This is a genomic window from Paraclostridium dentum, from assembly GCF_012922555.1.
Taxonomy (GTDB): domain Bacteria; phylum Bacillota; class Clostridia; order Peptostreptococcales; family Peptostreptococcaceae; genus Paraclostridium; species Paraclostridium dentum.
Window position 1 is genome coordinate 441521 of record NZ_WIPK01000001.1, and the last position, 16219, is coordinate 457739.

Annotated in this window: 15 protein-coding genes; 11 read left to right on the plus strand and 4 right to left on the minus strand. The window is 27.3% G+C overall.

Annotation, left to right across the window (positions count from 1 at the left end):
* Positions 1–22: 22 nt before the first annotated feature.
* A complete protein-coding gene (locus tag GFJ41_RS02020) occupies positions 23–541 on the minus strand; it encodes a peptidylprolyl isomerase (protein WP_226890231.1) in 519 nt (172 codons plus the stop codon).
* 223 nt (positions 542–764) lie between these two features.
* Between GFJ41_RS02020 and GFJ41_RS02025 the strand changes: the two genes are divergently transcribed.
* The 4 genes from GFJ41_RS02025 (at position 765) to GFJ41_RS02040 (ending at position 4432) form a co-directional block, all read left to right on the plus strand.
* Positions 765–1157 (plus strand): single-stranded DNA-binding protein, encoded by a 393-nt coding sequence (locus GFJ41_RS02025; protein ID WP_021429220.1) that lies wholly within the window; start codon positions 765–767, stop codon positions 1155–1157.
* Positions 1158–1394: 237 nt separating this feature from the next.
* Positions 1395–2033, plus strand: coding sequence for a nitroreductase family protein (locus tag GFJ41_RS02030; protein ID WP_170074466.1), 639 nt, complete (start codon positions 1395–1397; stop codon positions 2031–2033).
* A gap of 34 nt (positions 2034–2067) precedes the next feature.
* The gene (locus GFJ41_RS02035; RefSeq protein WP_035118800.1) at positions 2068–2985 is read left to right on the plus strand and encodes a hypothetical protein; all 918 of its coding nucleotides are present in this window, start codon (positions 2068–2070) and stop codon (positions 2983–2985) included.
* 169 nt (positions 2986–3154) lie between these two features.
* Positions 3155–4432: a methionine gamma-lyase family protein gene (locus tag GFJ41_RS02040; RefSeq protein WP_035118798.1), complete on the plus strand. Its 1278-nt coding sequence runs from the start codon at positions 3155–3157 to the stop codon at positions 4430–4432.
* 23 nt (positions 4433–4455) lie between these two features.
* Here the strand turns inward: GFJ41_RS02040 and GFJ41_RS02045 are convergent, their stop codons facing one another.
* Positions 4456–5601, minus strand: a complete 1146-nt coding sequence (locus tag GFJ41_RS02045) for a DEAD/DEAH box helicase (RefSeq protein ID WP_035118797.1) — start codon at positions 5599–5601, stop codon at positions 4456–4458.
* A 160-nt stretch (positions 5602–5761) separates the two neighbouring features.
* Here GFJ41_RS02045 and GFJ41_RS02050 point away from each other — a divergent pair, with 160 nt between their 5' ends.
* Positions 5762–6151 carry a hypothetical protein gene (locus tag GFJ41_RS02050; RefSeq protein WP_035118795.1) on the plus strand — a complete coding sequence of 130 codons (390 nt, stop codon included), beginning with the start codon at positions 5762–5764 and terminating at the stop codon, positions 6149–6151.
* A 56-nt stretch (positions 6152–6207) separates the two neighbouring features.
* Positions 6208–6615 (plus strand): hypothetical protein, encoded by a 408-nt coding sequence (locus tag GFJ41_RS02055; protein ID WP_021428978.1) that lies wholly within the window; start codon positions 6208–6210, stop codon positions 6613–6615.
* Between the two features lie 31 nt (positions 6616–6646).
* Here the strand turns inward: GFJ41_RS02055 and GFJ41_RS02060 are convergent, their stop codons facing one another.
* Positions 6647–7357: an N-acetylmuramoyl-L-alanine amidase gene (locus GFJ41_RS02060; protein ID WP_052169324.1), complete on the minus strand. Its 711-nt coding sequence runs from the start codon at positions 7355–7357 to the stop codon at positions 6647–6649.
* Positions 7358–7569: 212 nt separating this feature from the next.
* Between GFJ41_RS02060 and GFJ41_RS02065 the strand changes: the two genes are divergently transcribed.
* Positions 7570–7758, plus strand: a complete 189-nt coding sequence (locus GFJ41_RS02065) for a ferredoxin (RefSeq protein WP_021432614.1) — start codon at positions 7570–7572, stop codon at positions 7756–7758.
* Positions 7759–7911: 153 nt separating this feature from the next.
* Positions 7912–11145 (plus strand): ligand-binding sensor domain-containing protein, encoded by a 3234-nt coding sequence (locus GFJ41_RS02070; RefSeq protein ID WP_170074467.1) that lies wholly within the window; start codon positions 7912–7914, stop codon positions 11143–11145.
* Between the two features lie 33 nt (positions 11146–11178).
* On the opposite strand, the gene GFJ41_RS02075 is transcribed toward GFJ41_RS02070, so the two are convergent.
* Positions 11179–11622, minus strand: coding sequence for a MarR family winged helix-turn-helix transcriptional regulator (locus GFJ41_RS02075; RefSeq protein WP_035118792.1), 444 nt, complete (start codon positions 11620–11622; stop codon positions 11179–11181).
* Positions 11623–11773: 151 nt separating this feature from the next.
* Between GFJ41_RS02075 and GFJ41_RS02080 the strand changes: the two genes are divergently transcribed.
* The 3 genes from GFJ41_RS02080 to cspD all read left to right on the plus strand — a co-directional run bounded on the left by GFJ41_RS02080 (position 11774) and on the right by cspD (position 16129).
* Entirely contained in the window at positions 11774–13978 is a 2205-nt protein-coding gene (locus GFJ41_RS02080) for an ABC transporter ATP-binding protein (RefSeq protein WP_035118790.1), read from the plus strand.
* Positions 13971–15815: an ABC transporter ATP-binding protein gene (locus GFJ41_RS02085; protein ID WP_035118789.1), complete on the plus strand. Its 1845-nt coding sequence runs from the start codon at positions 13971–13973 to the stop codon at positions 15813–15815. The genes GFJ41_RS02080 and GFJ41_RS02085 overlap by 8 nt, the downstream gene beginning before the upstream one ends.
* Before the next feature lie 110 nt (positions 15816–15925).
* Positions 15926–16129, plus strand: coding sequence for a cold-shock protein CspD (gene cspD, locus GFJ41_RS02090; RefSeq protein WP_021429181.1), 204 nt, complete (start codon positions 15926–15928; stop codon positions 16127–16129).
* Positions 16130–16219: the final 90 nt, after the last annotated feature.

Below are 16219 nucleotides of genomic sequence, written 5' to 3' on the forward strand. Positions count from 1 at the left end.
AAAAAGCTGCTTTTGCAGCTTTTTATTTATATTTTATAGGTTCATTGTAAGTTTCACCTTTAGTATCTATTTTTATAGATTTAATAATAAATAATGTACCCTTACTTCCTAAATCTTCTATTTTATAAACTAAATCCATTCCATTTATTACTTTACCAAAACCAGCATATTTTCCATTAAGATGAGGAGCAGATTTAGTAATTATAAAAAATTGGCTACCTCCACTGTTTTTAGATTGACTTCTCGCCATAGACAAAACACCTTCTGTATGTTTTAAATCATTCCTAAAATTATTTTTATTAAATTCTCCTTCTATTGAATAACCTGGGCCACCCATACCTGATCCTTCAGGGCATCCACCTTGAATAACAAAGTTTTTTACAATTCTATGAAAAGTTAAATTATCATAAAAATTATTGTTTGCCAAATAAATAAAATTATTTACTGTATTTGGAGCAATATGAGGATAAAGTTCAGCTTCTATAACTCCTATATTTTCTACATCAATATAGGCTATAGGAAGTTCATTTGGAGCCTCCATTATTTCGTTTTTAAATTCTTTTTTAGATCCACCAAAACATTTAAACATTTTAGATAAAAAATTACTATCAGTACTCATTAAATCACCTTCCAAATTATTTATAGTTTAGATTATATCATACGAGATATAGTTGGTTTGAAATAAATAACAATAAATGTATAAAGAACAAATGTTTGGTTATAATTGAAATATAAATCGATTGAAGTGATAGGAGGAAAATAAAATGAATAGTGTTATATTAGTTGGAAGATTAACTAAAGACCCAGAGGTTAAATATGTAGGAGAAAAGAACATACTTGTTACAAATTTTACATTAGCTGTTGATAGAAAATCAAAAAAAGAAAGCAAAGGTCAAAAAACAGATTTTATAAGAATTGAAGCTTGGAAAGAAGCTGCAGACATATGTGCAAATAAAATTAAAAAAGGAAATTTAGTATCTGTAAAAGGAGAGCTTAGAATAGATGAATATTTAGATAAAGAAGAAAATAGAAGATACAGCACTAAAATTACTACTTATAATGTTACTTTACTAGAACATAGTAAAAAACAAGTAAATGGAATTGACATATTTGAAGGTGAAAAAGTTAATATGGATGAAGCTATGCTTCCATTTTAGATAAAAAACTACTTAATTTGTTATTGAAATTACAAAAACTTCATATAACAAATTAAGTAGTTTTTTGAGAGATAAATAAATTATTTTGTTATACTAATTGACTATTAGATTAAGGATATTTAAGGTCATAAAATTTTTTATTTGAAAAATTAATAAGTATTTAATCACACAAAGCATATAAGTTATATAATTATATTAAAAATAAACTAATTTAAATAAATAAAGGGAGATGGTATAATGAAAAGGTTAGATTTTATTTATGATAGAGTTAGTATAAGAAGTTATAAGGAAGAGGAAGTTCCTAAAGAAGATATTATTGAGATAATCAAAGCAGGAACTTATGCACCTTCCGGAAAAAATCTTCAAAATTGGCACTTTGTAGTAGTAACAGATAAAGAAAAAGTAAAAGCAATTGCAAACATTGTTGAAAAAAAGGGACTTGATTTATCAGAAAAAATTTGTGATGAAGAAGCTAGAGATTCATTTAGAAAAATGTTACCATATTATACAGTATTTAAAAATGCACCTATATTAATACTAGTATATGGTAGTGATTATCCAAATAGTGAATATAATGTACTAAATTTAATAGGTGCAAGTAAAGAAGAAAAGAAAAAAGCTTTATTTTCAGATCCTGGAATACAAAATATAGGTGCGGCTATGGAAAATATACTGTTAGCAGCTAGTGCGTTAGGTTATGGAACATGTTGGATGGCTGGACCTAACTTTGCTAGAGAAGAAATAAAAAATTGTGTGCAATTTGAAAAAGAAGGATTTGAATTGGTATGTATGACTCCATTAGGGGTACCAAGTGATAAAAAACATCCAAGACCAAAGAGAAAACCTATAGAAGAAGTACTTTCTTTTATAGATTAGAATAAATATAGACAAAAGATTAGGAGCGATAAGTATGAGTAATAGTTTAGATATAGCATATTCATTTGGATATGTATATGATAAAAGCAAATTAATAGTAATGTATCCAGTTGGAACAAACACTATACCTAAAGATGATTATGAAATGGAAGTTGAAGTAGCTTTTTTAGAGGATGGTATAGAAAGAGCATTTGAAGAATCTGATATAATTGAGGCGAATGAAACTATAAAACCACTTGAAACATTTTTAATGAAGCCAAATAAAATTATTCCTTTTGTGAGTAGTATAAAAGATAGTGAAACTAAAGATGAATTAAATAATTTATTAAACGATTTTGATAAGGAATATGAAATAAAGCTAAATTATATAAAAAAAGGTTATGAGATTTGTGATATATATGATGTGTTTCAAAATGTGGTAAAGTATATACCAAAAGAAAACATAGAAAATTTAAATATTTTAAAAATAAATGAAAAAAACTTTGATATAGAGAATTTCATAAAAACAACAAGGGACTCTTTAGATGAAGCTATAGATAAAGAATATATACCATCTATAATGAGAAAAAGCTCGCTTACAGATAGACTTTTTGTAAAAGAGGAAAAACAAACATTAAATAAAGAGAATCTTAATAAAGAAGATATATTAAATACATTAGAAAATAATAGTCTATATGTTATTTTTGGAGTAGATTCAAGTTCGTATTCTCAAGGTATATTATGTGCAAATGGAGAAACTATAACAGAATTAGATTGTGATATGGGAGATTTAGAAATTTCTCAAGTTAGAGACTTTGGATATATAATAGAAAAAACTAACGGTGAGCTTTGTTTTAAGATATCCAACTTTAACGATGAGGCAGCTAATAATCAAAAAATAGCTCAAGTAGTTGATTACAGTGGTATATTTAAAGTGATGATGATAAACTTTGTAAATAAGTTTGTAAAATAAGACCTATTATATAGGTCTTATTTTACGCAATGGACTGCTTGGATTTTAAAATAAATATAATTTAAAACAAAGTAAGTGCTAATAAGGAGAAATTGGTAAACTTGCGATAATATAGTATATATGATAAAATTCAGATGTTAATTTAATCTTAATAAAGACAGGTGATAAAATGCTTAATGAAACAAAAGAATTATTAAAAAACTTCTATGGTTTAGACGATGAAATATTCAACTTATCAAATGAAGTTATGGAAGATATTAAAAGTAGATTTGAAGAAATAAAAGAAACAAGAGAATATAATCAATATAAAGTTTTAAAAGCTATGCAAGAGTCTAATTTAAGTGATAATCACTTTAACTGGACGACTGGATACGGATATAACGATATAGGTCGTGAAAAAATTGAAGAAATATATTCAAAAGTTTTCAATACAGAAGATGCGATAGTAAGACCCATTATTGTTAACGGAACTCATGCATTAACACTTTGTATACAAGGTATAGTAAGACCAGGAGATGAAATATTATCTGTAACTGGAAAACCATACGATACACTAGAGGGTGTAATTGGGATTAGAGAAGAGAAAGGATCTTTAAAGGAATTTGGAGTTACATATAATCAAGTAGACTTTTTAGAAAATGGAGAAGTTGATCTTGAAGGAATAAAAGAAAAGATTAATGATAAAACAAAACTTGTTATGATCCAAAGATCAAAAGGATATTCATGGAGAAAATCTTTAACTATAGAAGATATAAAAGAAGTTATAGAAACAGTAAAAAGTGTTAAACCAGAAGCTATAGTAATGGTAGATAATTGCTATGGTGAGTTTATAGAGACTAAAGAACCAACAGACGTAGGTGCAGACATAATGGCAGGGTCACTTATAAAAAATCCAGGTGGAGGACTTGCTTTAACTGGAGGATATATAGTTGGTAAAAAAGAATTAGTAGAACTTATATCATACAGACTTACATCTCCTGGTATAGGAAAAGAGTGTGGACTTACATTTGGTACAAGTAGAACTGTTTTACAAGGTTTCTTTATGGCTCCGTATGTAGTTTCACAAGCTTTAATGGGAGCTATATTCTGTTCTAGAATGTTTGAAAAATTAGGTTATGATGTCCTACCAAAATATGATGATTTAAGAAGTGATATCATACAATGTGTAAGATTAAATAGTGCAGATGAGGTTATAGCTTTCTGTCAGGGTGTTCAAGCAGCAGCTCCGGTTGACTCATTTGTTAAGCCAGAGCCTTGGGCAATGCCAGGATATGATAGTGAAGTTATAATGGCTGCAGGAGCATTTATACAAGGTTCGTCTATAGAACTAAGTGCAGATGCACCTATAAAGCCTCCATATAATGTGTATTTCCAAGGTGGATTAACATTTGATCACTCAAAAATGGGAACTTTAAAAGCATATCAATACATGAAAAAGAATAAATAAAATAAACCCTCAGAAATGAGGGTTTATTTTTTATAGTCTATTAATTTTCCTTCATATAAATCTTTATGTGCTATATTTAGGTTAAATTCTTTTGATAAAATACGTATAGCAGCTAATTCATTGTTAGTAACTATAGAAACTGTATCACCTGTATTGTTTCCTCTACCAGTTCTACCACTTCTATGTATATATTCATTGTTACTAACAGGGAAATCTAAGTTAAAGACATGGGTTACATCTTTAATATCAAGTCCTCTAGCTGATAAATCAGAAGAAACTAACACTTTAGATTTTCCTGTTCTGAATTTGTATAAAGCATTTTTTCTATCTTCTTTACTCATGCTACCGTATATACATACAGAATTTCTGTTATGGAAGTTTAGCTTATCGTTTATTATCTCTATGCTTTCTTCGTCATTTACAAATACTATAGATTTTTTTGGATTAAGAGCAGCTAAAGACTTTCTAAGATATTTGAATTTATCTCTTTTATCACAAGATAAATACATATGATTTATATTTTTATTAGCACTTACTTTAGGTTCAGTTTTTATTATTTTAGGTTCTTTCATTATTTCACTTAATATTTTTATGCACTTATCATTTGCACTAGCAGAAAATGCTAATAATTGTCTATCTCTAAGTGTGCATTTTATTATATCTTTAACTGTATTTACATTTTTAGATGAAAGAAGACTATCTACTTCATCTAAAACGATTGTCTTTACATTATGAACTTTTAATTTCTTTTGTTTTACTAAATCAAGAATTCTACCTGAAGTACCAACCACTATATGAGGTTTTATACTTTTTATATTTTTTATTTGTTTTTGAATATTAACTTCTCCTATTAGAGGAAGTGTAGTTACTTCGATAGTTGAATTTTTAGCAAGTAACTTAACTTGGTCTATTATTTGCATAACTAACTCATGTGTTGGAGCTAAAACTATAACTTGAGTTTCTCTCTTTGAAGTATCTATTTTTTCAAATAGAGGAAGTAAATAAGCTAGTGTTTTTCCACTTCCAGTTTCTGATTGAATTATTAAATCTGTATGATTTTTTATATCATCATAAACTAGGGATTGAATTTTATTTAAATTGTTTATACCTTGAATTTGTAAGGCTTTAACTAGATTAGAATCTAAATTAATATCTTGAGGTTTATTCATCTTTTACTCCTTTTTTATATATTATGTTTAAATTAGATTTATAGTATAACACTAATTTAAACATAATTCAAAAGTATTAATTAAAGGTAAATAAATTTGAATTAGTATATATAGTTGTAATATAATATAAACTATGAAAATCAAAAAGGAGCATAATATGATGAGCAACAAAGTTGAGGAAATTTTATTGAGATTAATTTTATGGAGAGAGGTTTTATATATACCTGCTTATACTTTAATGTATGATTATGCGAATAAATTTTTTTGGATAGTAGTTATAATAGATAGAATTATAAACTTAGTAATAATTGCAAAAAACATAGATATAGATGAATTGTTTGATAAACTTTTAACTTCATATAAAGATAAGAAGTCTGAAAGTTTAACTAAATTAGGTATATTTACTATAATAACAACACCTATACTGTACATATTAACCCTTATAAATAATCAAAAACTATTTTTTATATTAATTATTTTAGAAATTGCTGACTTTATAGTAATCAAAATTTTAGATGATAACTTTAAAATAATCAAAAAAAATAAATAATTAAATAAGAAAAGAAGCACAATAACATTAAATATTGAAATTATAGAGGTGAAATTGTGCGTAAAATAATAAAAATATTTGCTTTAGCTATAACTATTGTGTATTTATTTACAGGAAGTGCAAAAGCACTTAATTATTATGATTTATACTTTCAAAAAACAGATGATAAAATAATAAAAGGAAGTTATGAAGAGTTAAATACAAATTTAAATTATGAGACAATTTATAATGTTAACTTAAACAAAGACGAGCAAGATGCTATAAATTATGAAATAAAAACTAATATATTTAAAGGGATAAATATAAATAATAAAGATATAGAAAATAAATATAATGAAGGTTATGTAAAGGTAAGACCTGTATATAGAGAAATAAAAGGCGATATTATAAAAGATTATAAAACTTGGAATGATAAAAAAGAAATAATTATAAAAATGCCTATTGATATAGAGTTTATAAAATAGGAAAGGGTATCTATAGAAGATACCCTTATTTTTATTTTTTGTTGAATATATCTATAAAAATATCTGTATATCCATGAGCCTTTAAACTTTCAATCATCTCTTCTGCATAAACCCTATTATTGAATGAACCACAAACAACTCTATAAAATACATTTGAATCTTCTACTGGAGGATTCGTAGGTTTTGTATTTGGGGTAGGATTTTCAGTTTTAAATTCTACGCCTACATACTTACATATTCCTTTAGCAACTGCAAGGGCAAATTTATCTTGATCTTCTCTTAGGAGCTTAGCATCAAGTTCATTATCTATGAAAGCAAGCTCAATTAAACAAGATCTCATACTACTTTTTCTTAAAACATAGAAGTTTGCAGTTTTTACACCTCTATTTTTAGTATAAGCGTTAGTCTTTAGTATTTCTTCATGTATACAATTAGCTAAATCGTTAGTTTTATCAGTATAACTAAAAGTTTCAACTCCACTAGCTGAATTATTAAATGAATTACAATGTATTGAAACGTAGCAATCTGCATTCCACTTATTAGCGGCAGAAGTTCTTCCATCTAAAGAAAGTGTAGAATCATCAGTTCTACTTAGCTTTACATCAAGATTTTGCTTTTTTAACAATGATTCAACTTTTTTAGCTACTGATAAATTTATATTTTTTTCAAGTAAATTGTTAATACCTACAGCACCACTATCTATACCACCATGGCCTGGATCTATAAATATTTTTTTACTCATAATTACCTCCTTGAAAGCACATTTATACATAATGTACTAAAATATATTATGAAATACAATTAAATTTGGTTCGATTAAATAAATATATATTTTATTTATTGAGAAAAATTTTATTTTTAAAAAAAATCAGAATATATGTTTAAATAAAAATTTGTTTGGGTAAATAATAAATGCTAGCAAATTAATATTAAAAAATTTGGAGGACATTAAAAATGAAAGCATTTGTAGATAAAGATATATGTATAGGGTGTGGAGCATGTACAGGTATATGCCCAGAAGTATTTGATATGGATGATGATGGACTGGCAATAGCTATAAAAGACGAATTAAAAAGTGAATTAGAAGATAGTGCGGTAGAGGCTCAAGATGGATGTCCTGTAAGTGCTATAATAATAGAATAATAATTTTTGATAAAAAGGCTATCTTATAAAAGAGATAGCTTTTTTTAGTTGTAAAATAAGAGTTGATAATTGCACAAATATGGTTATAAAAATCGAAATATAGTATAATTGTGCCTATGCGAAAAAATGGAACAGATTGAATGGAGGACTGATATGAAAAAAAATAAATTAATAAAAAAATTTACTATATTTGTTCTAATAATGATATTTTGTGGGATTAATCTAGATTTAGCATATGCATACAATGATATGAGCTTTAAAAATATAACCATTGAGGATGGACTTTCTCAATCTTCTGTAAACACTTTATATCAAGATATAAATGGATATATGTGGATAGGAACTAATGATGGGCTTAATAGATACAATGGATATGATTTTAAGGTGTATTCATATAACGATAAGGATAAAAATAGCATAAGCAACAACTTTATTATAGATGTTACAGAAGATAATAGTGGAAATATATGGGTAGGAACAGCAAATGGATTAAGTAAAATAAATTTAAAAACTGGAGGTATAAATAATTATTTAGATAGAAATGACAATGGTAATTTATCGCATTATAATATCCGAGATATTTTAGTAACTAAAGATAATCGCATTATAGTTGCAACATCAAATGGATTAAACTTGTATGATAAAGAAAATGATAAATTTAAAAGAGTGTTGAGTAGTGAAAATCAGTTAACCAATCAAATGGTAAAATCATTAACTGAGGATGAAAAAGGGAATATATGGATAGGAACTGACAAAGGGTTAGATAAATACGATGCAAATTTAAAAAATAGATTGGAGTTTTACCAAAATAAAGGTAAAAACTCTATAAGTGAAAGTAGTATAAATAAAGTTTATTATGAAAAAGAAAATATATGGTTAGGGACAAGCAATTCAGGATTAATTAAAATTAATATATCAAATAACGAAATTACTAGATATAGCAATAATTTAGATAATAAAAATTCATTACCAGGAAATCGTGTAAATGATATTATGAAGGATAGTAGAGGTAATCTATGGGTTTGCACAAACCAAGGCTTAGCTAAATACAATTATAAGACTAATAATTTTATTATATATTCAAATGAAATATATGATAAAACTAGTCTTATAGCTAATGACGTAATTAGTATAATTGAGGATAAAAGTGGGTTAATATGGTTAGGGACGTATGCAGGAATAAGTATGTTTGATCCAGATAATGAAATCCAACATTATAAAACTAACCCATCAGATGAAAATTCTATAAACAGCAATTTGATACAAGGTATATATGAAGATAATGAAGTCCTTTTATGGGTAGGAACAAACTCAAAGGGAATTAATATAATAGATAGAGAAAAAAATATAGTGAGAAGAATAGATAAAGAACACAATGAGTTTACTTTAAGTGATTACTCTATAAATGATATAACTGGAAAAGACGACTATATATACATAGCAACTGACAATGGGTTAAACGTATTAAATAAGAAAACAAAAAAAGTTGAAAAATATTTTAAAGAAAATAATATTGCAAATAATAATATTAAATCATTATTTTTAGATAAACGTGGATATTTATGGATAGGAACAATTGACGGAATTAGTATGTTGAATACAAATGACAATACTATCAAAGATTATACTTATTTACTGAAAAAAATTAATAAAAATGATACATACGTATCCTCTATATATGAGGATAAAAATGGGTATCTGTATATAGGTCTTTTTTTACAAGGAGGACTTATAAGATTAAATTTAGATACGTATGAACATGAAGTTTATAAAGTTGATAAGAGTAAAGCTGGCAGCATAAGTAGTAATAGTATAAAAGATATAAAAGAAGATTCATATGGAAATGTGTGGATAGGAACTAGATATGGGCTAAATAAATTCAATCCTAATGATAAAACTTTTAAAGTTTACACAACTAAAGAGGGTTTACCCAATAATACTGTGTATGGAATTTTGTTTGATAAAAAAAATAATCCGTGGGTTAGCACTAACTTAGGAATAGCTAAATTAGATATAAAAAGTGACAAATTCCAGACATTAGGAGTTGCTGATGGATTGCAAAGTAATGAGTTCAACAGTAATGCATCCTATGAAAATAAAAACGGAGAGTTTTTCTTTGGTGGAATAAATGGATTAAATGTTTTCTATCCTGAAGATATAAAAAAATCAAACTTTGTTGGGCATGTAGAATTTGATGAATTTAATATAAATGGGAAAAATTACAAAGATATAAATGGGAAAAAATTTACTAGTTATGAGAATAATATAAGTATAAGCTTTTTCTTAACTTCATATAAAGATGTAAAAAAAACACAATATTATTACAAGTTAGAGCATAAAAATAATCCTTTTAAACTGTATTCGAAAAAAAATAGTGATTGGAACATAACTTATGAGAACACTGTTGTTTTTAGTGATTTAGATGCTGGAGATTATACATTTAAAGTGGTTTCTAGAAATGATAATGGAAATTTTAGCGAACAAAGCAGTATTAATTTTACTATAAAAAAACCTTGTTGGATAAGTAATATAGCTTTAGCTATATATGCGGTAATAATAATAATAATAATTTATATGAGTATAAATAGAATGAAAAAATTAGATAGACTTGTAGAAAAAAGAACTTATCAACTAAAAAATGAAATGGAAAAAAATAATAATCTTTTGAATAAAGTTATTGTATTAGAAAAAAGTAAAAATAATTATTTTGTAAATTTATCTCATGAATTAAGAACTCCTTTAAATGTAATAAATAGTACAAGGCAACTTATAAGTGAGCTTAATAAAAAGCAACAAGGAATAAGTAAGGAAAAAATAAGTCATTACATGGATGTTATAGATAAAAATTCAAAACGACTTTTAAATCTTATTAACAATATAATAGATAGCACTAAATTACAAAATGGGCAGTATATAGTTCAATTACAAAACAATGATATAGTTTATATTGTTGAAGAAACAGTTTTAGGACTAAGAGATTTTATAGAAAACAAAGGCATTGAGTTTATAATAGACCCTGAAATTGAAGAGAAAATAATAGAATGTGATAAGTATGAAATTGAAAGATGTATAGTTAATTTAATTGGAAATGCAGTTAAATTTACACCAAGAGGTGGAAAGATAGAAATAAAAATAAAAGATTTAAACGATAAAGTAATGATAAGTGTAAAGGATAGTGGAATTGGCATTGAAAAAAAATTCCATGAATCGATATTTAATAGATTTAACCAAGTTGTGGATGCTAATTCAGAGGTCAAAGGAGGAAGTGGTTTAGGATTAACAATTACTAAACAAATTATAGATCTACATAGTGGGACTATATATGTTAAAAGTGAAGTTGGAAAGGGTAGCGAATTTGTTATAATTTTACCTGAAAAAGTTAAATAAAAAAGAACTCTCCAGAGTTCTTTTTTATTTAATCTAATCTAGCTTGACTATTATATTAGTAAGCTGAGAAACTAAATCTTGCATTTGGATTAAGTCATCATTTGAAAGCGTTGACAATTTAGTGAAAAGAGACTCCTTTAGTCTTCTTTTATGTTCAGCTGATATGTCTAAAGCTTTTTGTGTTAACGCTATTCTGACAATTCTTCTGTCATTAGGATCTTCAGTTCTATGAACTAGGTCGTCTCTTAAAAGTTTATCTATAATAGGCGTCATGTTTGGCTTAGATATTTCTAAGTTAGAAGCTATATCTGATATAGATGAAGATCCATTATTAAGTAAATAAAATATAACCTTAACATGTGATGGAGGAAGAGGTGAGCATTTAACCATTTTATCTTGATTAAACACTTTATTATTCAGTTGAATTAACAAGTTGAATAATGCATCAGATGTTTTAGTTAAATCTTTTTTATCCATATAAAATCTCCTTTAATCTGTGATTATATTACTATTATAAACTAAAATAAAATTTTATACAATTTAAAAAAGTTATTGACTTATAATAATTATAAAAATATAATAATTATTAAAACATAACTATTAAAATCTAAAAGGGAGAAGTAGCAAAATGATTAAGTTAATTAAACATTTAAGAAACTCAGTCGGTTCTGTAGTACTTATAGTTGGACTGTTAACGATTCAAGCTATATGTGATTTATCATTACCTGATTATACATCTAATATAGTAAATATTGGTATTCAGCAAAATGGTATTGAAAATGCAGTTCCAGAAGTTATAAGAGAGAGCGAACTAAATAATCTTACTATCTTTATGAGTGACAAAGACAAAAGTGAAGTAATGAAACATTATGACTTACTTGATAAGGGTGAGTTTAAAGATATTAAGATTGATGAAAAAGTATATAAGCTTAATACAAATGATAAAGAAGTAATAGATAAGTTAAACCCTATAATGTCAAAATCTATTATGATAGTATCTGGTATAGAAAAAAACAAGACTCAAATTGTAAAACAAATGACACCACCGGGAGTTCCGGTTAACCCTAATATGGATATAATGGCTACTTTTAAGTCTATGCCTAAAGATTCTTTAAAGCAAATAGAATCTAAGTTTGATGAAAAAGTTGATAAAATGCCAGAAAGTATGGTAACTCAAGGTGCTATAGGATATGTAAAAGGTGAATACAAAGCAATGGGAATAAATGTAGATAAACTTCAAACTAACTACATATTCAAAACGGGTGCGATAATGTTAGGAGTAGCCTTAATAAGTATGTTAGCTACAGTTGCAGTTGGATACTTAGGTGCTAAAGTTGCAGCAAAGCTTGGTAGAAACTTAAGAAAAGATGTATTCCATAAAGTAATTTCATTCTCTAATAAAGAAATGGATGAATTCTCGACTGCGTCTTTAATAACTCGTAGTACAAATGATATACAACAAGTACAAATGCTAATGGTAATGTTACTTAGAATTGTATTTTATGCACCTATACTTGCTTTAGGTGGAGTTATAAAAGTATTAGGAACTGATACTTCTATGGCTTGGATAATAGGTGTTGCAGTTCTTGCAATAATATCTGTAGTATTAGTTTTATTTGCATTAGTTATGCCTAAGTTTAAATCTGTTCAAAAGCTTGTTGATAAGGTGAACTTAGTAACTCGTGAAATGCTTACAGGAATGTTAGTAATAAGAGCATTTGGCACTGAAAAGCATGAAGAAAAAAGATTTGATAATGCAAACACTGATTTAATGAAAACTAATTTATTTGTCAATAGAACTATGTCTATGATGATGCCAACTATGACTCTAATAATGAACTTAATTACTATATTAATAGTATGGAATGGTGCTCATCGTGTTGATTCAGGGAATATGCAAGTTGGAGATATGATGGCATTTATACAATATACTATGCAAATCATAATGGCATTCTTAATGATATCAATGGTATCTATGATATTACCACGTGCTATAGTTTCTATGGATCGTATAGATGAAGTTATAAGCAAAGATGTAAATATAAAAGATAAGAAAAATACTAAAGAATTTGATGAAAATAAAAAGGGGATAGTTGAATTTAAGAATGTAAGCTTCAGATATCCTAATGCAGAAGAAGATGTTTTAAGAAATATAACATTTACTGCAAACCCAGGCCAAACTACAGCGTTTATAGGAAGTACAGGATCAGGAAAATCAACTCTTATAAATTTAATACCTCGTTTCTATGATGTAACAGAAGGTGAAATATTAGTAGATGGTATAGATGTAAAAGATGCTAGTCAACATAATTTAAGAGATAGAATTGGATATGTACCTCAAAAAGGAGTTTTATTCTCAGGCGACATAGACTCTAACTTAAGATATGGGAACCAAAGTGCTACGGATGAAGAAGTTAGAAAAGCAGCGGAGATAGCACAAGCTTTAGAGTTTATAGAAACTAAACCTGATAAGTTTGAAAGTGAAATTTCACAAGGTGGTACAAATGTTTCAGGAGGTCAGAAACAAAGACTTTCAATAGCTAGAGCAATAGCTAAAAATCCAGAAATATATATTTTTGACGATAGTTTCTCTGCTTTAGACTTAAAAACAGATGCAGCACTTAGAAAATCACTAAAAGAAGAAACTGGAGATTCTACAGTACTTATAGTAGCTCAAAGAATAAGTACGATATTAAATGCTGACCAAATAATAGTACTTGATCAAGGTAGTATTGTAGGAATTGGAAAACATGAAGAACTTCTTAAAAATTGTGAAGTGTACAAAGAAATTGCCCAATCACAACTTTCAAAGGAGGAACTTGACAATGAGTAATAAAAAGCAATCTACTCCTAAAATGGGCGGACCTATGGGAGGAATGAGAGGAACAGAAAAAGCAAAAGATTTTAAAGGTACAATGAAAAATCTTTTCAATTATTTAAAACCTTACAGAATATCTATATTTATAGTAGTTATATTTGCAATAGGGAGTTCTGCATTCTCTATAGTAGGACCTAAGGTATTAGGTAAAGCTACTACTGAGATATTTGAAGGACTGATTAGAAAAGTTAGTAATCAAGGAAATGCTGGGATAGATTTTAATTATATAGGCAAAGTTCTTTTAATTTTATTAGGACTATATGTAATAAGTGCGTTATTCTCATTTGTTCAATCATTTATAGTTTCTGGAATATCTCAAAAGGTTTCATATAAACTGAGAAAAGAAATTTCAGAAAAAATAAATCGTATGCCACTTAAGTATTTTGATAAAAGAACACATGGTGAAGTACTATCAAGAATTACAAATGATATAGATACGTTAAGTCAAAACTTAAATCAAATTATGACTCAAATTATCACAGCTGTTACAACTGTAATAGGGGTTCTTATAATGATGTTATCTATAAGTTGGCAAATGACTATAGCTTCATTATTAATATTACCTATATCTATGATAATAATAGGTTTTATTGTTAAGAACTCACAAAGCCACTTTAAATCTCAACAAAAATATTTAGGTCATGTTAATGGTCAAGTTGAAGAAACTTATGGTGGACACAATATAGTTAAAGCATTCAATAGAGAAGATGCAGCTATAGCAGAGTTTAATGAGTTAAATGATAAGTTATATGAATCTGCATGGAAATCTCAATTCCTATCTGGAATGATGATGCCGATGATGACGTTTATAGGTAATTTAGGTTATGTTTTAGTATCTATACTAGGTGGATACTTTACTATAAAGAAAACTATCCAAGTTGGGGATATACTTTCATTTATACAATATGTAAGAAGTTTTAACCAACCAATAGCTCAAACTGCACAAGTTGCAAATATAATGCAATCTATGGCAGCAGCAGCAGAAAGAGCATTTGAATTTTTAGATGAAGAAGAAGAAATCCAAGTAAGTGATCATCCAGTTAGCGTTGAAAATATCGAAGGGGATGTTTCTTTTGATCATGTTAACTTTGGATATTCTGAAGATAAAATAATAATAAATGACTTTACAACAAATATAAAAGCAGGACAAAAAGTAGCTATAGTTGGGCCTACTGGTGCTGGTAAAACTACAGTTGTAAAATTATTAATGCGTTTTTATGATGTAAATAAAGGTGCTATACTGATAGATGGTAAAAATATAAATGATTTTAACAGAGCTGACTTACGTAGCTTATTTGGAATGGTTTTACAAGACACATGGCTATTTAATGGTAGCATAATGGAAAACATAAGATACTCTAAACTTAATGCTACTGATGAAGAGGTTATAGAGGCATCTAAAGCAGCTCATGTGCATCACTTTGTAAAAACTCTTCCAGCAGGATATAGCATGGAATTAAATGAAGAAGCTAGTAACGTATCTCAAGGTCAAAAGCAACTTTTAACTATAGCTCGTGCGATTTTAGCAGATCCTAAAATACTTATATTAGATGAAGCTACTAGTTCAGTTGATACTCGTACAGAAGTTTTAATACAAAAAGCTATGGAAAATCTTATGGAAGGTAGAACAAGCTTTATAATAGCTCATAGATTATCAACTATAAAAGATGCAGATTTAATACTAGTTATGAAAGATGGAGATATAATTGAGCAAGGAAGCCATGAAGAATTATTAAAAGCTGATGGATTCTATGCATCTTTATATAATAGTCAATTTGAAGACTGTGAATAAGTTTTCCAAGTTGATAATAAACATATTGTAAAGTAATTACAATTATGTTAAAATTAAGATAACATTAGTAAATGTTAAATTTTTTTACAAGGTTTTAGGAGGATTCCAAAATGATGAATGGAACAGTTAAATGGTTTAATAATGAAAAAGGATTTGGATTTATATCTGTAGAAGGTGGAGATGACGTATTCGTACATTTCTCAGCTATACAAAGAGATGGATTCAAATCATTAGAAGAAGGTCAAGCAGTTAACTTTGAGATAGTTGAAGGAGCAAGAGGACCTCAAGCTGCTAACGTAACAATAGCAGAATAATTGAGTTTATAATATATAAAACACAATTAAGAAATTAAAACTAGAGAGTTTTCTCTAGTTTTTTTTATTGTAAACTAGGATCGTGTAACA